Source organism: Pseudomonas sp. MF4836, from assembly GCF_002018875.1.
Lineage (GTDB): Bacteria > Pseudomonadota > Gammaproteobacteria > Pseudomonadales > Pseudomonadaceae > Aquipseudomonas.
Map to the genome: position 1 here is coordinate 1 of NZ_MVOL01000006.1, position 18,429 is coordinate 18,429.

Genomic DNA, 18,429 nt, shown 5'->3' on the forward strand with positions numbered 1-18,429 from the left:
GCCAGGATTTCAGTGGGATGAACGGCCAGTAGCGGTGTGGCGAACTCGAACTGTTCGGCGATGGTTTCGTGCTCGCGATAAGTGACCGCGATACGGTCTACGTGGACATCGCAGGCCGTCAGTAGCGCCGGCAGAAACCTGTTGGGATCAGGCTCTCGCCACTGTGATACCAACGGCCCCCAGGCCGGGTCACGAGGCAGGGCGTGCTTATCCAGGTCCAGCGGCTGGCCGAGCCAATTGCTGATGATGCTCAGGCCGAAGGCTGCATAGCGCAGCGTGGTGCCAATGGGCAGATCGTGGCCATCACGTACGCCATAGCCGCCTTCGATACCACCGAGTGCCGCCTGGTACAGGCCCTTGGCAACGTCCGGACGACCCAATGCGATGGTTCCGAACATCAGGTCGGTAAGGCCATCGAGGTCTCCGGTGGCATACCGGGTTGTTCCCTTCAGTCTTTCTACACTTATCGCCTCTGCAATGGCTCTTCTCGCGAAGCCATTTGCCATATGATGTATGGATTCTGACAATTGCCCCTGCTTGGCGTACGACAGGCTTTGAGCACACTGGATCATTCCGTGCCGGTAAAGATCCGCAGCGGCAAGACCTGCTTCGCCTCCCCCTGACAGGTACTCATCAAACCAATTTCTCGGGGGCCACATGTCTTTTGCCCAAGCCTCGACTTTGGGCAACGTCTTTTCCAGTCTTGATTTTGGCGCTCGCTTTGCCATCGTTATAGCCCTCCAGACAGGACCTGAGGGTCTCGTTGGCGAACGGTGTCGAGGAATTTCTCCAGCAACTCGTCGCGTTGCCCCTGGGACGCCAGGAACTCCGGGGTGCAGGTGATTTGCGCGTAGGGTGTCTGCATCAGCGGATGGTCGATCTGTGTCGGGTTTGGCAAGCCGAGCAGATCGCGCAGACGAAGCACAGCCAGGATTTCAGTGGGATGAACGGCCAGTAGCGGTGTGGCGAACTCGAACTGTTCGGCGATGGTTTCGTGCTCGCGATAAGTGACCGCGATACGGTCTACGTGGACATCGCAGGCCGTCAGTAGCGCCGGCAGGAACCTGTTGGGATCGGGCTCCCGCCACTGTGATACCAACGGCCCCCAGGCCGGGTCACGAGGCAGGGCGTGCTTGTCCAGGTCCAGCGGCTGGCCGAGCCAATTGCTGATGATGCTCAGGCCGAAGGCTGCATAGCGCAGCGTGGTGCCGATTTCCAAATCGTGGCCATCGTGGACGCCATAACCGCCTTCAATGCCGACAAGTACCGTCTGGTACAGAATTTTGGCTATGTCTGGGCGACCCAATGCAATGGTTCCGAACATCAGGTTGGTAAGGCCATCGAGGTCTGCAACGGCAACCTCCGTTGTTCCCTTCAGCCTCTCTACACTTATCGCCTCTGCAATGGCTCTTCTCGCGAAGCCATTTGCCATATGTTGTATGGATTCTGACAATTGTCCCTGCTTGGCGTACGGTAGGCTTTGAGCGCAAAGGATCATTCCCAGCGCGTAAATATCGTCCGCCGCCAGGCCCGGCCTGTTGATTTCACCTGAAATATATTGCTCCAGCCAACCATTTGGTGGCCACATGTCCTTTGCCCAAGCCTCGACTTTGGGCAACGTTTTATCCAGTCTGGACTTGGTTTTTTTGGTTTCCATATCACATCCTAGGCCAATCGTTGAGCTGAATACCCGACCCTTGACCAACCCCCTTGCCAACCAGAGTATTGATCTTTCCTTCAGTATCGAGAAAGACCTGAGCGTGGATATAGTGAATGCTTCTGGAGTCTCGTGCCCTCTTGATTGCAGCCACTTTCTCCATAGCCGAAGGATCGAGTTCCAATACCTTCTCTCGCTTCCAGTGCGGCCCGCCACCTCGAGCCAATCTTTCTACCCGCCTAGTGTTGTATTCCCCACCTTTCCCTTGGGTATTTGCATAAAAATCAGGCGTCTTGCTTTTCCCCAACGTCGCCTTGACCTCCATCACTATCAGCGTCTCTTCCTTGAACGTCAGCGTTTTGTATTGGGACGGGTCGCGTAGCCCTTCGATATGGTGGCGTGCTTCGGCGCTGGGAATACGGATTTTCATTTTGGGCGGCGGGGGTACCTTGAGCAAAACGTCGAGTCCATGGCCGTTCTTGTTTTTCAGGCCGAAGTAGCTGATGCCTGCATTTTTCTGGCTGTAGCCCAAGATATTCTCGGGTTTCACTCCCCAGTGTTTGACCAGCCCATAGGCCAAGACTTCCTCTCCCACGTCACCCAGTACGTTTCGCAGGTTCCTCGCCTTTCGAGCGCTTGCCAGCAGATGCAACTGCAGAACCAGCCGCTCCCTAAGGCTGTTGGTGGTGACGGCGAAATCGGCTCGACCGGCATCAGCCTGAACAATCACCTGACTCTTGTTGGTGTCGAGGGAATGACGCTCTCGTACCTGTACCCGTGTTCCGCCCTGTACGCGCTCACGGGTTTGCACAACGGTTTCGAGCGCCGTGATTTGAGCATTCTTATGCTGGGTCAATCGCTTGAGTTCGGCTTCGGTGAGCAGCTTGGTGTCCAGCTTCACGGCCTTGCCGCCTATCTGGCGCATCACCCAGCGGGCGGTGCCGAAAATCGACGGTGTGAGCATCGCCAGGTTGATGCTCATAAAGACCTGCTTCCCGCGATCCTCGGCGGTCGTGGGATTAGCCAGGGCGGCGAGCGATTCGAAAAACTTCTCGCCGATGTTCAACCCTTCGCCGGTAATCATGCGGCTGGAGCCATCTACCAGGGCATCCAGTGCCAGCGCGCGGTCAACCGCAACGAAGATGTAGCGCACGCTGGCGACCGCTCCACGCGCGCCCAGAGCGACTCCACCTGCTACGGGTACGAACGCCAGCAGTGCCGTGGCGACTTCGAAAAAACCCTTGATGGCCTCCCAGATTCGGACATTCGCTTTGGCGCGCTCAAACTCCGCGGCCAACTGTTGGACCGCATGGTCAATGGAGTACAAGCCCTTGGGAGTGTTCCAGGTGAACGGCATGCTTATCCCGTTCAGGCCGTCTTCATGCACGTACTCGGTTCGGGGAATTTCCTTCCAGGTAATGGCGGTGAATGTCAGGTAGTAGAGTTTCCCGCCGGCGAACACGAAGTTGCGCTGTATCCTAAACCCCATGCCGTCATCGGTGCGCTTGCCGAAGTTGGCGAGCACGCCTGGAGAGAGTGTGTCGTCTGCGATCTCATCATCCAGGCAGATAATTTCGCAGTCCTGTACCGAAATGAATGCCGAGAGTTCCGCCAGCCAGGCCTCACCATACTTAGCCCCAAAACGCTCCAGGACTTGCAGCAAGAAGGTGTCACGGAAGTTGCGCTCCTTGTCGCGGATCCAGGGGTTGTCCATAAACCACCGGTACGTCGCGGCGGTTCCCTGTGAGGGGACTCCCAGAAGCAGGTCGGCGTTGCGTGGGCCGCCATCCGGATTGAGGGAAAATATAGGACCTGGCACCGTGCACTCCACGCAGATTTTCTGCGGCTGAGGCAAGGTTCCATCCGCCGCGTCCTGTGCCAGCTTGTTGTAGCTTGCGGCTACCGCACCCTCACTCATCAGTGTTCTCCGATAACGCTCTACGGTGGGAGAGCAGGAACTCTTTCAATTCGTGTTGATAGACGTCGGGCTGGTTGGTGCTGTCGAGGGTCTGCAGGAGCCCGTTGAAAAACAGGTTGTAGGTAAATGCCGGACCATAGATCAGCGCCAACAGGAGGCTGCCGTTGAAGTTCATCAGTTGGAGCGAATTGAGGTCACGGATAGCGTCACTGGGCTTGGGCAGCGGTATGCCTTGCGCTATGTACCCGACCTCTACGTGTCCCGCGAGCTTTTCGCGCCGTATCGGGGGCAACCCATTTCCTTTGCGGAAGCCGGCTTCAAAATGCTCAAACAACGGGAGCACTTGGCGAGGCTGAAAACCGCGTGCGTGCGCCATGTGCTGGAAGGTATTCCAGATGTCCTCAGGCTTGAACCGCTCGGGATAAATGCCCAGCGACTCAACGGCGGCGTCGATCAGCCTGGGCAAAACAGCCTCTAGCGCCTGCCGCGCATCAATAACAGCACCCAGCGCTAACGTGATGCGTGCGCTCTGTTCCATGCCCGGGGTATCCAGATACTTCTCGAACCGTCCGGTGTAGAACGAGTGATGCTCCCAAGACGAGCCCAACAGCAAGCTCGTGAGGATATGGAAGCTGTACTGGCCACCGTCGCCATACCCACTCTCAATAGCTTCCCGGCCCGCCTTTTGGACGAAGGGGCCGATAAGCTCGGGTTGCGCGGGTAAGCGAGGGAGGACGGGGCCCAGCGTGTCACGGATGTACCGAATCAGTTGGCGGTCGGTCTCGAGCGTTGCTGCCCGCTCGAGTTGCTTTCGATCGATGGTGAGCAGGGCCATTACGTGCGCTCCGACAAAGCGGGTGCGTCTCTCCAAAGGAGATAACCTTCACGGCCGGGGTGGTCCCAACCGTGCTCGAAGAGCGGCTCCACCCGCTGAGACAGCGCAACATTTGGTGCATGGAGATAGAGCGCCTCTACACCCTTGTGGCCGAACAGTTTCGCCACGGTTTCGGGCGTATGGGCGATGGAGTCGAGATAGAGGCGCAGGGCCGCAGGATCGCCCAATCGCAGAAAGTAGCGGCCGGCACTGTCCTCGAACTTGGTGAACCGACGCAGACGCGCACTGATACCATCGATCCCCTCGCGGCTGAGCAGAATGCTCAGGGGGAATGCGTCAATCGTACTGCCCAGCCAATGGTCGAAGGCAGAGTCGGCATCGCTCTGAAACAGGCAGGGTGCATGTTGCTCCAGCGTGCTTTGGGGCTCCAGTTTCCACAGCAAACGATAAGGTTGGTCGTGAAACTCCAGGCGAGCACGCAGTTCAGTGTGAGCCGACATTTGTGCCAGGAAAAAGACGTTCATTTCAGGAACGGCTGGAGCGATGCCCCGGTCTGCAAGCCAACTCTGCAGGCTCATGGTCAATTCCCCTTATCCAGCGGGCACTCTTCAATCAACGGCGAGCCTTCGCGGATGGCCGCTTCTATCGCCTTGACCTGATTGGAGCCGGGCGACAGTATTTTTACATTGCCTTTGAGCAGGATATTGGGGGCATCCAGGCTGATGCCGTTGCTATCAAGGATGATCGTTCCGGCCGGGCCACGGATCAGTATGCGGTCAGTGCCCTGCAATACATGGTCACGGGTCAGCGTCCGCAGGGAAGTTTTAGCCTCGATCGATTGAATGCCTTCAATGACAATGGTCTCGTTTTCGCCGATTTTGACCTGGCGGCTGGACGCAATGTCCTCTCGTTGAGAGTTGCCGACTTTGCGGATTTCGTTGCGGTCGATGGTGCTGAAAACATCCTGGCGGATATGCTCCTTGCGGTCGCGGCCAACGCTATGCGTATCGTCCTGGCCAATGTTGGTGTTGCGGTCACGACCGATCCCGTTGGTTTGGTCATTACCTATCGCGCGGCTCTCGTCGTGATTGACGTGGATGTTCTGGTCTTTCTGTGCATGGACGTAGATTTCTTCCTGGTCCTGTTCATCCTCGAAGCGCAGTTCGTTGAAGCCTTCGCCCTTGTGGGTTTTGCTCTTGAGGGTCATCCGGGTCTTGTGCCGGGGCAGTTCGTAGGGCGGCAGTTGCAGGCGGTTAAAGGTTCGGCCGGTGATAACCGGTTGATCCGGATCCCCGTCAAAATGGTCGACAATAACCTCCTGACCGATACGCGGGATCGCCATATGGCCCCAGGTGGCGCCCGAGATATTTTGCGAAACACGGATCCAGCAGGAGCTGTATTCGTCCTGTTTTCCTTCGCGGTCCCAGGCAAATTGCACCTTCACCCGGGCGTATTCGTCGGTAAATATCTCCTCATTTTTGGGGCCGACCACCGTGGCATTTTGCGGGCCGTCAATACGAGGTTTGGGCAGCGGTTCGGCGCGCCATTCGGCGTCGTCCGGCACCAGTTCGGCTTGGTAGCTGTAGTGAGTGCCGAGTTGCGCCTCGGCGCTTTCTTCGCCCTGGCTGGTGTGCTGTTTGCCGTGGTGAACAATGCTCACCGGACGCCAGCCACGGTTCATGTCATCGCGTGGGTGGCCGGCCAGGATGAAAGAAATACCGGGCTGCAAGCGCGGATCATCGCCCTCGACCAGGGCAATGCGCGCATCGCGCCGATGGCCGCGCAGGCGGTTCTCGGCGAAGGGTTTTCCGGCCTCGTCGAACTTGGCGCGGGCCGGGTAATCGTAGCGTTCGTATTCGCGGCCCTGGTGGTCGAGTTCGACGCCATCGCGGCTGTGCTGGTGGCTGTAGTTGGGGTGGTGAAAGGTGTAGTCGCGCTGGGTCTGGCGTGCGGTACGCACGTTTTCGCTGTAGGCAAAACGGCGTAACGCGGGTTGCGGCTGGTCGCCGCCGGGCGTGGGGTTGTATTGCACCGGTTCATCGCCCACCCGACCGTGGATAAACAGGCGATCGCTGTGGACCAGTTGATGGCCTTCGGCGCTGTGGCGGAAGGAATAAAAGAAACCTTCCTCGCGCATGATGCGTTCTACAAAGTGGTAATCAGTGTCACCGGCTTGTACGCAGTATTCTCGGGCTTGGTGTTCGGTGGTGAGGCGTTGTTCGTAGTCTTGAGTCAGACCGTGGGCCTTGAGCACCGCTTCGGTAATTTGCGGGACAGTAAGGGTTTGGAAGATGCGCCAGTCGGAGCTGAGTTTTAGTCGCGCAAGGCGAGGTTCGATCACTGCCGAATAGCGCGTACGCCTGAAGCCGCTGTCGTGCTGGACGAAGGAAGAGACAGCCCCATGCACGTAGCGTACGGGACGCTCGCCGTGCCAAAGAGTCAGCAGCGCCGAGCGATCAAGCACCTGCCCAAAGTCGATGGCCGGGTTGTCGCTGGTCAGTTCAACCGCAAGGAGGAAGGTCTCGGACAGCGCTTCGTGCAAGGTGAACTCGACTACGTCGAAAGACTCCTTGCCTGCGCTGAAGGTAAAGCGCAGGTCGGACTGGATGGGCATGGCGAGTTTCCAGTTGTGACAGGCCGTATAGGTCTGTCCTTGGCATCAAGTTGAACGCGCCAAGTTATAAGAGGCCTCCAAGGCTGGTATATAAGGGTTGTCTGATTAATGCGTGGGAACATTCTTGTTCTTGATAGAAGGCTACGTGCGTTGTTTATTTGCGCCCTATGACTTGGAGCAATCGGGTCCGACGCTCCGACAAACACTCAATCTCCCTCGCCATAGTATCTACGCGCCTGAGGGACTAGAACGTCTGCCCCAGGTTCAGGTACAGCGCCTTCTGCTCGTCGTCGTTGACGCCGTAGCTGAAATTCAAAGGCCCCAGGGGGGTATCGAAGCCGAGGAAAATACTCGCCGCATTGATGTAGCCGCTGTCGAATTGATTGTCATTGTTCCAGGCCCGGCCTCGTTCCAGGGAGCCCCCGATGTACAGCGGAAAGTCCAGCGGCAGGTAGGCCCGAGGCGTCAGGCGGCGGTAATAGACGGCCCGCGCTAGGCTGATGTTCTGTCCGGAAAGGGCGTCCTGGCGAAAGCCTGAAAGCTGGCGCGCGCCGCCCAGCACAAAGCTCGACGACACCACGTCGGCCCGGTCCAGGGTCCGGCCATAGCGGCCGCCGAGGATGAAGGTGTTGGGGCCGCTGCTGAGTGCCTTGTCCAGTTTGAATTCCCATTGCCGGTAGCGTTTGTCCGAGCCCAGGTTGGGTTCGAACTGGCGCAGCGAGAGGCCGATGTCTTCGCCGCTGTGGGGGAAGTAGACGTTGTCCAGGGAGTCGAAAGAGTACTTGAGCTGGTAGTAGCCCTCGCTGAAGTTTTCGCTGGGCAGGTCCTGCTCGCCGATGCGCACCTTGGCCTTGCCCCAGGCCTCGCCGACACCGAAGCGGATCTCGCCGCTGTTGCCGATCTGCCGCCCCAGGTTGAGGCCGAAGCCGTAGCGTTCCAGGCGGTATTCGGCGATCGGGTCGTTGTCCAGCACCGACTCGATGTTCTGTGATTCGGCGGCGATGTACGGGGCGACGAAGTAGCGCGAACCCACGTCCAGCGGTTGGTAGAACTCGCTGTACAGCTCTTGTTGATCGCCGAACTGCAAGCGCGTCAGCCACTCCGCCCCGAGGCTGTTGATGCCGTTGACCCGGTAGCTGGCGCCGATATTGAAGGCGCTGTCGCCGCGCAGGTCATCGGACAGGTTCAGCCCCAGGCGCAGGTAATCGGTGCCGTTGCGTTTGCCGCGAGCAGTGATCACCAGGGTGTTGTCCGCGTCCTTGTGCACCACCCGGTAATGCACCTGCTCGAAGTAGTCCAGGCCGTACAGGGTGCCCATGTCGGTTTGCAGGCGGCCCAGGTCCAGGGGCTCGCCAATGTGCTGGCGAATGTAATAGCGGATCACGTCATCGCTGACCTTGGAGTCGTTCTCGACCTTGATCGCGCTGATGATCGGTGTGCGCTGGCTCGGCGCCCGGGCCGCGGTCAGTTCGGCATCCACGGTCGTGGTCGGGCGCAGGCGGGCCAGGCGCGCATCGAGGATGCGGGTGGCGCGGTAGCCGGCATCGATCATGTCCTGGGCGCGGCCGAAATCGGTCACGCCATAGCTCGACAGGGGCGGCTGGATCAGGATGTCGTCCGGGTGCAGGGCGGCCAGCTGTTCTTCGGAGTTGCGCCGGGTCATCAGGGTGATCGACTGGGTCAGCACGTCGACCACGGTGGTCAATTGCTTGCGCGAGCGCAGCGGCGAGCCGATGTCGACCACGATGGCGATGTCGACCCCCATGTCCCGGGCCACGTCCAGCGGGATGTTGTCGGTCATGCCGCCGTCTACCAGCAGGCGGCCGTCGATCTCCACCGGAGCGAACACCGCCGGGATCGACATGCTGGCGCGAATCACCTGGGGCAGGTGGCCTTTGCTGAACACCACTTTCTCGCCACTGGCGATATCGGTGGCCACCGCGCGAAACGGAATCGGCAGTTTGTCGAAGTCGCGGGTGTCGCTGACGTGGGCGAACTTGCTCTCCAGCAGCAAGGCCAGGTTCTGGCCCTGAATCACCCCCAGGGGCAGGCCGAGGCTGCCGTCGTCACGGAAACTGAGCTTCTGCTTGACCAGGAAGTCGCGGTCATCCTGCTTGCGGCGAAAGGGCACGTCCTCGCGCGGCGGGGCATCGGACAGGGCTTGCTGCCAGTCGATGCCCAGGGCGAGTTTTTCCAGCTCGTCGATCTTGTAGCCCGAGGCGTACAGCCCACCGATCACCGCCCCCATGCTGGTGCCGGCAATCGCGTCGATGCGGATGCCTTGCTCCTCCAATGCCTTGAGCACGCCGATATGGGCCAGGCCCCGGGCGGCGCCCCCCGACAGCACCAGGCCGATGGTGGGACGGGGGATTTCTGCGGCCTGGGCCATCAATGGCAACAGGCACAGCAACAGGCAGGACAACAGGCGGCGCATCACGGCTCTCGGGGCGGCGGAAAAAGGCGGCTATTATAGCGGCCGAAACCCAGGAGTCCGCCGAACCATGACTGAACGTAAACCCGAAGTGGTCATCACCTATTGCACCCAATGCCAGTGGCTGTTGCGCGCCGCCTGGCTGGCCCAGGAACTGCTGAGCACGTTCAGCGACGACCTGGGGCGCGTGGCCCTGGAACCGGCCACCGGCGGCGCCTTTCGCATCACCTGCGATGGCGTGCAGATCTGGGAGCGCAAGGCCGATGGCGGCTTCCCCGAGGCCAAGGTGCTCAAGCAGCGGCTGCGGGACCAGATCGACCCGCAGCGCGACCTGGGCCATAACGACCGCACTCAGAACCCGCCTACGGTCTAGTTCCTGTACCAAAAACAGCGGCGCGTCGAGCATGGGGCGTCAGTGAGAGGGGGCATGCTCGTTACTAGCCTTGCGAGTTGAAGCAGCGCCCAGTTGGCTGGAGACCACGATGGCGACAATGATCAAGGCCCCGCCGAGCAACATGCGCAGGGTCGGGGTTTCGCCGAACAACAACCAGGCCACGCTGATCCCGTAGACCGGCTCCAGGGCGAACACCACCGCCGCCGTGCGAGCTTTGATCACCGCCAGGCTGGCAACGAACAGGCTGTGGGCCAGGCCGGTGCAGAACACCCCGAGCAGGGCCAGCCACAGCCAGTCCAGCGCCCGCACCTCGCCCAGCCCCGGCGCCGCCATCGGCAGCAGGCAGGCGGCGACCACCAGGTTCTGGCACAGGGCGGCCTGGACCGCCGGAATACGCCCGGAACTGACCCGATTGTTCAACGACAGCAGGGCGAACAACAGCCCCGAGGCCACAGCCCACAGCAGGCCGGTGGTGGCCTCGCTGGCCAGGTCGAAGTCCGGCGTGACCAGCACCAGGCCGATGCTCACCAGCAGCACCAGCACCATCTCGTTGAGGCGGATGCGCTCGCGAAAGATCAGGCCTTCGAGGATCACGGTGAACGCCGGAAAGCTGGCGAAACCCAGGGTCGCGATGGCCACCCCGGCCACCTTTACCGCGATGAAGAAACTCACCCAGTGCCCGGCCAGCAGCAGGCCGCTGAGCAGCAGGCGCGAGCAGTCGCCGCGGGTCAATGGCTGCCAGCGGGTGTTGCTGGCCAGGCGTGCAAAACAGGCCAGGGCCAGGACGGCGAAGGCGGCGCGGCCAAACACGATAATCGCCGGCGAGGCGGCGGCCAGTTTGCCGAACACCCCGGTCAGGCCGAACATCAGGGCGCCGATATGCAGGGCACCGAGGGCGGTACGCGGAGTCATTTCAATCCTTAAACAATAGAGCCGGGCCCTCTGGCGGGCGCTGCGGCAGGGCAGCAGTTTACGGGCGTGGCCGATGCGCTGTCTGTCGCGGGGCTCGCGTCTTTTGTCGAGGAACTAGCGCGGCTCCGTGGCGCGTCGCAGCTTGCCGGGGCTGGTGCCGTATTCGCGCAGGATGGCGGCGGCAAACGCGCTCTGGGAGCTGTAGCCCACCCGCTGGGCGATTTCACCGATGGCCAGGGGCGAGTCGCGCAACAGGTTGACCGCCATGTGCAGGCGGCGGCTGCGGATGTAGTCCATCGGCGTCTGCCCGCATTCGGCAACGAATCGCGCATGCAGGCGTGCGCTGGACAGGCCGGCGAGCCGTGCCAGATCGGCGACTTGCAGCGGGTGGGCGGCGTGCTGGTCGATGTGGGCATTCAAGGCGGCATAGGGCAGGCGCCGACCGCCACCGACCGGCAGCGCGCTGTTGAGGCTGGCCAGCAACAGCACTGCCCCTTGCTGGGCAATCAGCGGATCGGCCACCGGGCTGGCGGCCAGCCAGTCGACCAGTTGGCTCTGGGCCGGGGCCAGCAGCAGGCGCCCTGGGGTGTCGAGCAAGCGCCGGCTGGCCTCGGCGTGTTCCCCCAGCGATTGCATGACCCAGTGCTCGCTTGGCACGTCGAGCACCAGGCAGTGGCTGCCGTCGGGGCTACCGCAGGCATGGTGGGCGCCGGCCGGCACCACCACAAAACTCTGCTGGCCGACCTGGCTGCCCTGGCCGTCGACTTCGAAGTCGAGCCGGCCCGACAGGCCGAACACCAGTTGGGCATGGTCATGGCTGTGGACGATCAGGTCGTGGCTGTAGTGGCGCAGGGTGAGGATCGGTCGCATCCCGGTCTCCTTGGCAGAGGCGGCAGTCTACACCGGGGGCCGTTGCGCGCGGGCTGTCATCGGACGGTCGTATTTGTGTCATGGGCTATTAATCGCCACGGAGCAAGCTCGCAAAAACAGCAGGAGAGTGCCCATGACCAGCGCCGAACTCGTCAAACCCAGTCGTAAGCAGCGGGTACGAACTTTATGGATCTCCGATGTGCACCTGGGCACCCGGGATTGCCAGGCCGAGCATCTGTCGCAGTTTCTCAAGGGCTATCAGGCCGACCGCATCTACCTGGTGGGCGACATCATCGACGGCTGGAAAATGCGCGGCGGCATGTATTGGCCCCAGGCCCACACCAATGTGATCCGCCGGCTGCTGACCATGAGCAAACGCGGGACCGAGGTGATCTACGTCACCGGCAACCACGATGAATTCCTGCGCCGCTACTCCAAGCTGATCCTGGGCAATATCCAACTGGTGGACGAGGCGCTGCACACCACCGCCGATGGTCGGCGCCTGCTGGTGATCCACGGTGACCAGTTCGATGTGATCACCCGCTACCACCGCTGGCTGGCCTTTCTCGGCGACTCGGCCTACGAATTTACCCTGACCCTCAACCGCTGGCTCAACCACTGGCGCGCCCGTTACGGCTACGGCTACTGGTCGCTGTCGGCCTACCTCAAGCACAAGGTGAAGACCGCGGTCAGCTTTATCAGCGACTTTGAACAAGCCATCGCCCATGAATGCGTCAAGCGCGGCTTGCAGGGCGTGGTCTGCGGGCACATTCACCATGCCGAGATCCGCAAGGTCGGCGAGGTGGACTACCTCAACTGCGGCGATTGGGTGGAGTCATGCACGGCGCTGATCGAGCATTGGGACGGCACCATCGAGCTGTATCGCCTGGCCGATGCCCAGGCGCGCGAAGCCCAGCTCAAGGCCGAACGGCAGAAGGTGGCGGAGCCGGCATGAGCTCCGCTGGCGCGGTTCAGGCCGCGTGGTGTTCTTGCATGGCGGCCTTGTAGATCGAGTTTTTCGGCTGGGCGAACAGGCGCTCGAGCATGGGTTCGAAGAAGCTCAGGGGCAGGCTGTCGTAGTCCGGGTCGAAGGCCGCGGCATCGTACTTGGCGCAGAACTCGGCGGTGCGCTGGTACTGCGGGTGGTCCTTGAATTGTTCCCGCAGGTGCCGGTCCATGCCCAGGTGATGGAAGAAGTAGTAGCCCTGGAAAATCCCGTGCTGCTGCACCATCCACAGGTTTTCCGGGCTGACGAAGGGCTTGAGGATGGCGGCGGCGATATCCGGGTGGTTGTAGCTGCCCAGGGTGTCGCCGATATCGTGGAGCAGAGCGCAGACCACGTACTCCTCATCCTGGCCATCGCGCCAGGCGCGGCTGGCGGTCTGCAGGGAGTGGCTCAGGCGATCCACCGGGAAGCCGCCGAAGTCGCCTTCGAGCAGCCGCAGGTGGGTGACGATGCGCGATGCCAGCTGCCGGGCATAGGCGCTGAAGTCGGCGGCGATGATCGCCCAGTCCTGCTCGGTTCCATCCTGCATATGGGTAAAACGGGCGTGATCGCTCATGGGCCATCTTCTTGTTGTGGATGATGGTTCGAGTCTATGCCCTGTGATTGCCCGCGCAGTGGCTGTGGGAGACGGCTTGCTGACCAGGCGAGCCGCGTGGCCCGCAGGAGTGTCTGGACTAGAAGGGCACCTTGCCGAGGATCATGTCGCGGTACATGACGAAATCCCCCAGCAGACTGTAGAAGGGGTGCTGGAAGGTGGCGGGACGGTTGTTTTCGAAGAAGAAGTGCCCGATCCAGGCAAAGCTGTAGCCCGCCACCGGCAGCGCCAGAAGCAGCAGCCAGGCACCTTTGCCAATGGCCAGGGCCAGGATGAAGATCACCAGGCTGGTGCCGATAAAATGCAGGCGACGGCAGGTACTGTTGCCGTGTTCGCTCAGGTAGTACGGATAGAATTCGGCAAAGCTGTTGAATCGCTTGATGTTTTCCACGCCTACGGCCTCGCTGGTAGTTGTTCTGATAATGGGATGTGCCGCGGGGAGTTTATTTGAGTCTAGAGTCATCAATGGATGTAGCCAGTGACAATGGGCGCCACTTTAGTATCCTTGCAAATCTGGCCGTAGCATGCGGCTCACCATGTAAGAAAACGCCATGAGCGAACGAACGACTTCTGCAAGCTGGGCGATGGGAATTGTCAAAGCGCTGGAGATGGACGGCCTCGACTGCCGTGCATTGTTCAAGCAGCTGGGCCTCGACTATGGATCGCTGGACGACCCTGATGCACGTTTCCCCCAGGACTCGATGACCCGCCTGTGGCAGCGCGCGGTCGAGCTGTCGGGCAACCCGGCGATCGGCCTGAACATGGGCAAGGTGGTGCGCCCGGCGTCGTTTCATGTGGCCGGTTATGCCTTGATGTCCAGTCGCACCCTGGCCGAGGGTTTCGAGCGATTGGTGCGCTATCAACGCATCATTGCCGAAAGCGCTGATTTGAGTTTTCGACTTTTACCTGAAGGCTATGCACTGATTCTGACCGTGCATGGCGATCATCTGCCGCCGACCCGGCAAAGTGCCGAAGCCTCCCTGGCCTGCGCCCTGGCCCTGTGCGGCTGGCTGACCGGACGCACCTTGCAGCCGCGCAAGGTGTTGGTCCAGGGCGCTCCGCCTGCGGACCTGGAGCCCTATAAACACGCTTTTCATGCACCGCTGGTGTTCAACGCGCCCTACGATGCGCTGATATTCGAGCGGGGCGACATGGAAGCGCCGCTGCCGACGGCCAATGAGGCCATGGCCCTGTTGCACGATCGCTTTGCCGGCGAATACCTGGCGCGGTTTTCCGAAAGCCGGGTAACCCACAAGGCGCGCCAGGTGTTGTGCCGACTGCTGCCCCAGGGCGAACCGAAGCGCGAGATGGTGGCCCAGACCCTGCACCTGTCCCAGCGCACCCTGCAACGGCGGCTGCAGGAAGAGGGCACCAGCTTCCAGACCCTGCTCGATGACACCCGCCGTGAGTTGGCCGAGCAGTACCTGGCCCAGCCAAGCATGACTTTGCTGGAGATCGCCTATTTGCTGGGGTTTGCCGATCCGAGCAACTTCTTCCGCGCGTTCCGCCGCTGGTTCGATGCCACGCCCGGCGAATATCGGGCGCGGCTGTTGCAGGATTCAGCCCTGGTCAGTGACGCCAGAACGCCGGAATACACAGCACGAACACCGTAATGATTTCCAGGCGCCCGAGCAGCATGCCCAGGGACAGGATCCACTTCGCCGCGTCCGGCAGGGTCGAGAAGTTGCCGGCCGGGCCGATGGTCTCGCCCAGCCCCGGGCCGACGCCGGACACCGTACTGGCGGCGCCGGTCAGGGCCGTCATCCAGTCCACCCCGAGCAGGGACAGGGCCAGGGCGATCATGCAGATGGTGATGGCGAAGAAAAACGAGAAGGTCAGGATCGAACGCACGATCTCCTCGTCGAGGCGATGGCCGTTGTATTTCTGCTTGATCACCGCGCGCGGGTGAATCAGCTGGTTAAGGTTGGCCTTGAGCAGGATATAGGCCACCTGGAAGCGGAAGATCTTGATCCCGCCTGCCGTTGAGCCGGAGCAGCCGCCGACAAACCCCAGGTAAAAGAACAGCATCAGCGAGAAGTTGCCCCACAGGCTGTAGTCGCCCAGGGCAAAACCGGTAGTGGTGACCACCGAGGTCACGTTCAACGCCACGTGGCGCAGGGCATCCAGCCAGTGCAGGTTGGTGGTCCACCAGTACCAGGTGCCGAGTACCAGCCAGGTGACCAGCAGCAGGCCGAGCAGGCCTTGCACTTGCTGGTCCTTGAGCAGCGCCCGGCGGTTGCCACGCAAAGTGGCGACATACAGGGTGAACGGCAGGCTGCCCAGAATCATCACCACCACCGCCACCCAATGCACCGCCGGTTGTTTCCAGTGGGCCAGGGATTCGTCGGATGTGGAGAAACCACCGGTGGAAATAGCCGACATCGCGTGGTTGATGGCGTCGAACGGGGTCATCCCTGCCCACCAGAAGGCCAGGCTGCCGAGGATAGTGATACCGACATAAGCCGCCACAATCAGCCGCGCCACCATGTGCGAGCGGGGCATGACTTTCTCCGAGCGGTCCGAAGACTCGGTCTGGAACAGGCGCATGCCCCCGATGCGCAGCAGCGGCAGGATCGCCACCGCCATGCCGATAAAGCCGATGCCGCCGAGCCAGTGCAGCAGCGAGCGCCACATCAGGATGCCCGGGGACATGGTGTCCAGGCCGCTGAGCACCGTGGAACCGGTGGCAGTGATGCCGGACATGCTTTCAAAAAACGAATCGGTATAGCTGATGTGCTGGGTCAGCAGAAACGGCAGGGCGGCGAAGATGCACACCACCAGCCAGCTCGATACGGTCAGCAGGTACATGTCGCGCGGACGCAGGTGCACATGCTCCGGGCGCCCGGGGATCACCAGCGCCAGGCCGGCGATAAAGGTGATCATGCTGGCCCAGAGGAACGACGGCAGATCGCCCGTGCGCTCGAAAATCACCAGGGTTGCCATCGGGATGACCATGGCGATGGCCAGGGTGATCAGGAAGATGCCGATGATGAAACCAATGATCCGTAAGGTCGGCAACGCCATGAAGTCCGCTCGGGCTGATAACTGAAGGGCGCCCATTCTACCTGCGGGGCAGGGCATGTAAACCGGGGCCTCCTCGGCGTTTGCCCGTGGGGCGCGGTTGCGGCCTGTCGCCAAACGTCAACTGCCCCTAGAATGGCCGGACATTTTTTGCAGGAGGTGGCCGATGGAGGCTCTCGACGTTTTGCTCAACCGTGTTTCCGTACCGCGCCTGCTCGACCCGGCGCCGGATGCCGCCCAGCGTGAAGCGCTGTTCGCCGCGGCTCTGCGTGCTCCGGATCATGGTCAATTGCGGCCGTGGCGGTTTCTGACGGTCGAAGGCGCGGCTCGCGAGCAGATGGGCGAGTTGCTGGCCGAAGCCGTGCAATTGCAGGGCGGCGAGGTGACCCAGGCGGCGCTGGACAAGGCCCGTGCCATGCCGTTGCGTGCGCCGCTGGTGGTTGTGGTGGTGGCCCGTTTGCAGGAGCACTTCAAAGTGCCCAAGAGCGAGCAACTGCTGGCTGCCGGTTGTGCTGCCCACGGTATTTTGCTGGCGGCCTACGCTCAGGGCATCGGTGCCGTATGGCGTACCGGAGAGCTGTCCTATTCGGCCCATGTCGCCAAGGGCCTGGGCCTGGGTGAAGGCGAGGAGATCATTGCCTTCCTGTACCTGGGCACGCCGCAGAACGAGCCGCGCGTGGCGCCCAAGGTCGACACGGCGGAGTTTGTCAGCGCCTGGTCGGGCCAGGGCTGACTCAAGCAATGGGGCTAAATGCCGCTGATCGCTGAACGGGCCCCTGCCACTCCAGGCAGGGGCCCGTTGCATTCGGTACTAGGCCACCGCCCCCGGTTCCAGTGGCAACTCCAGGCTGGCAATAAAACCGCCTTCCGGGTGATTGGCCAGGATCAGGCTGCCGCCGTGGCGCTCCGCCGCGCGACGCGCAATCGCCAAGCCCAGCCCATGGCCCGCCGCCGTTTGCCCGGGGGCGCGATAGAACGGCTCGCCCAGTTGCCCCAGGTGTTCGGCCTCCACGCCAGGGCCATGATCACGCACGCTGAGTACGATCTTTTCTCCCTGGCGCAACGCCAATACCTCGATCGATTGGCCGTCCGGGTTGAACCGCTGGGCATTGCGCAGCAGGTTGTCCATGGCGCGCTCGATCATGGTCGGCCAGCCTTTGAGCAGCAGGCCGGGTTCGGCTTCGATGCGCACGCTTTGCTCGGGGCAGGCAAGTTGGGCATCTTTCTGCAGGTTGCCGAGCAAGGCGTTGAGGTCCACGTCTTCAGCACTGGCGTTGTCGGCGTCGACCCGCGCCAGGACCAGGATTTCACTGATCAGGGCTTCCAGGCGGTCGCATTCCCGGGTCAATCGCGGCCACAGCCGTTCGCGTTCCGCAGGCTCGGCGCGTTCGGCCAGGGCCAGGGCGATGCGCAGCCGGGCCAGGGGCGAGCGCAGTTCGTGGGAGACATCCCGCAGCAACTGGCGCTGGCTGCCGATCAGGCTTTGCAGGCGCGAGCCCATGCGGTTGAAATCGTTGGCCAGCACGCCGAACTCGTCACGCCTGGCAGCCAGCCGGGCCAGGCTGTTTTGCTGGTAGGTGGCCTGGCCCAGGTCATGCACCGCAACCCGCAGGCGGCTCAGGGGGCGGGTGATGGACAGGGTCACCAGCAGGCTGAACAACGTCAGTACCACCAGGGCGATGGCCAGGGCGCTCAAGGGCCACATCAGGCTGTCGCGGTGCCAGGCGTCGAGCTCAGGGTGCGGGATACGGTAAATCAGCAGGTAGGTGTCGCCAGTCTTGGGGCTGGTGTATTCGTCGGTCAGGCGGCGCCACGGCAAATGCCGATCATCGCTGTTCTGGCGCGCCTCGAAGGCCGCTGCACGCTTGGGGAAGGTGCCGCGTACCACCGGATCACCGCTGTCATTGAGCACCTGCACGTCGATATGGTACTGGCGCTTGCGCTGCTGCAGGATCTCCTGGGCGGCATCCTCGCCCTGGGCTTCGTAACTTTGCGTCCACTCCTGGGCCAGGGTGTTGAGGCCCGGATGACGGCTGAGAATCCAGGCGTCCTGATTCAACATGTGCCCAAGCAGGATCGACAGCCCTGCAACCAGGGCGATGGCCAGCCAGAAGCTGGCCAGGATGCGCCAGAACAATGAACGCACAGGAAATCCTCAAACAGGAAAAGCCCAGTG

At 61.7% G+C, this 18,429-nt stretch carries 16 protein-coding genes and 1 pseudogene; 4 read left to right on the forward strand and 13 right to left on the reverse strand.

What is annotated here, in order from left to right:
• The 7 genes and pseudogenes from MF4836_RS35525 to MF4836_RS15085 form a co-directional block, all read right to left on the reverse strand.
• Positions 1 to 728, reverse strand: a pseudogene (locus MF4836_RS35525) (hypothetical protein); the annotation flags it as partial.
• A gap of 2 nt (positions 729 to 730) precedes the next feature.
• On the reverse strand, positions 731 to 1,657 hold the full coding sequence (locus MF4836_RS35530) for a hypothetical protein (protein ID WP_178102951.1): 927 nt from the start codon (positions 1,655 to 1,657) through the stop codon (positions 731 to 733).
• 1 nt (position 1,658) lies between these two features.
• Positions 1,659 to 3,575, reverse strand: a complete 1,917-nt coding sequence (locus MF4836_RS35810) for a hypothetical protein (protein ID WP_238596151.1) — start codon at positions 3,573 to 3,575, stop codon at positions 1,659 to 1,661.
• Complete coding sequence (locus tag MF4836_RS15070) at positions 3,568 to 4,410, reverse strand: hypothetical protein (RefSeq protein WP_078470945.1); 843 nt, start codon at positions 4,408 to 4,410, stop codon at positions 3,568 to 3,570. The genes MF4836_RS35810 and MF4836_RS15070 overlap by 8 nt, the downstream gene beginning before the upstream one ends.
• A complete protein-coding gene (locus tag MF4836_RS15075) occupies positions 4,410 to 4,988 on the reverse strand; it encodes a DUF4123 domain-containing protein (RefSeq protein WP_078470946.1) in 579 nt (192 codons plus the stop codon). Before MF4836_RS15075 ends, MF4836_RS15070 begins: the two co-directional genes overlap by 1 nt.
• Positions 4,989 to 4,990: 2 nt before the next feature.
• Entirely contained in the window at positions 4,991 to 7,024 is a 2,034-nt protein-coding gene (locus tag MF4836_RS15080; RefSeq protein ID WP_078470947.1) for a type VI secretion system Vgr family protein, read from the reverse strand.
• Between the two features lie 244 nt (positions 7,025 to 7,268).
• On the reverse strand, positions 7,269 to 9,458 hold the full coding sequence (locus MF4836_RS15085) for a patatin-like phospholipase family protein (RefSeq protein ID WP_078470948.1): 2,190 nt from the start codon (positions 9,456 to 9,458) through the stop codon (positions 7,269 to 7,271).
• Between the two features lie 67 nt (positions 9,459 to 9,525).
• On the opposite strand from MF4836_RS15085, the gene MF4836_RS15090 reads away from it, so the two are divergent.
• The gene (locus MF4836_RS15090; RefSeq protein WP_078470949.1) at positions 9,526 to 9,828 is read left to right on the forward strand and encodes a SelT/SelW/SelH family protein; all 303 of its coding nucleotides are present in this window, start codon (positions 9,526 to 9,528) and stop codon (positions 9,826 to 9,828) included.
• Positions 9,829 to 9,867: 39 nt separating this feature from the next.
• Here MF4836_RS15090 and MF4836_RS15095 read toward each other — a convergent pair whose 3' ends face one another.
• Together MF4836_RS15095 and MF4836_RS15100 are read right to left on the reverse strand one after the other, a co-directional pair.
• Entirely contained in the window at positions 9,868 to 10,761 is an 894-nt protein-coding gene (locus MF4836_RS15095) for a DMT family transporter (RefSeq protein ID WP_078470950.1), read from the reverse strand.
• A gap of 114 nt (positions 10,762 to 10,875) precedes the next feature.
• Entirely contained in the window at positions 10,876 to 11,631 is a 756-nt protein-coding gene (locus MF4836_RS15100; protein WP_078470951.1) for an AraC family transcriptional regulator, read from the reverse strand.
• 133 nt (positions 11,632 to 11,764) lie between these two features.
• Between MF4836_RS15100 and MF4836_RS15105 the strand changes: the two genes are divergently transcribed.
• Positions 11,765 to 12,586 carry a UDP-2,3-diacylglucosamine diphosphatase gene (locus MF4836_RS15105; RefSeq protein ID WP_078470952.1) on the forward strand — a complete coding sequence of 274 codons (822 nt, stop codon included), beginning with the start codon at positions 11,765 to 11,767 and terminating at the stop codon, positions 12,584 to 12,586.
• Positions 12,587 to 12,602: 16 nt separating this feature from the next.
• Here MF4836_RS15105 and MF4836_RS15110 read toward each other — a convergent pair whose 3' ends face one another.
• The gene (locus MF4836_RS15110; protein WP_078470953.1) at positions 12,603 to 13,193 is read right to left on the reverse strand and encodes an HD domain-containing protein; all 591 of its coding nucleotides are present in this window, start codon (positions 13,191 to 13,193) and stop codon (positions 12,603 to 12,605) included.
• 118 nt (positions 13,194 to 13,311) lie between these two features.
• Entirely contained in the window at positions 13,312 to 13,623 is a 312-nt protein-coding gene (locus MF4836_RS15115) for a DUF962 domain-containing protein (protein WP_078470954.1), read from the reverse strand.
• Positions 13,624 to 13,783: 160 nt separating this feature from the next.
• Here MF4836_RS15115 and MF4836_RS15120 point away from each other — a divergent pair, with 160 nt between their 5' ends.
• Positions 13,784 to 14,845, forward strand: a complete 1,062-nt coding sequence (locus MF4836_RS15120) for an AraC family transcriptional regulator (protein WP_078470955.1) — start codon at positions 13,784 to 13,786, stop codon at positions 14,843 to 14,845.
• Here MF4836_RS15120 and MF4836_RS15125 read toward each other — a convergent pair.
• Positions 14,802 to 16,256, reverse strand: a complete 1,455-nt coding sequence (locus MF4836_RS15125; RefSeq protein ID WP_020299339.1) for a TrkH family potassium uptake protein — start codon at positions 16,254 to 16,256, stop codon at positions 14,802 to 14,804. The two genes, MF4836_RS15120 and MF4836_RS15125, sit on opposite strands and share 44 nt — an antisense overlap.
• Positions 16,257 to 16,419: 163 nt before the next feature.
• On the opposite strand from MF4836_RS15125, the gene MF4836_RS15130 reads away from it, so the two are divergent.
• On the forward strand, positions 16,420 to 16,986 hold the full coding sequence (locus MF4836_RS15130; protein ID WP_078470956.1) for a nitroreductase family protein: 567 nt from the start codon (positions 16,420 to 16,422) through the stop codon (positions 16,984 to 16,986).
• Between the two features lie 78 nt (positions 16,987 to 17,064).
• Here the strand turns inward: MF4836_RS15130 and MF4836_RS15135 are convergent, their stop codons facing one another.
• On the reverse strand, positions 17,065 to 18,399 hold the full coding sequence (locus MF4836_RS15135) for a sensor histidine kinase (protein WP_078470957.1): 1,335 nt from the start codon (positions 18,397 to 18,399) through the stop codon (positions 17,065 to 17,067).
• Positions 18,400 to 18,429 lie beyond the last annotated feature (30 nt).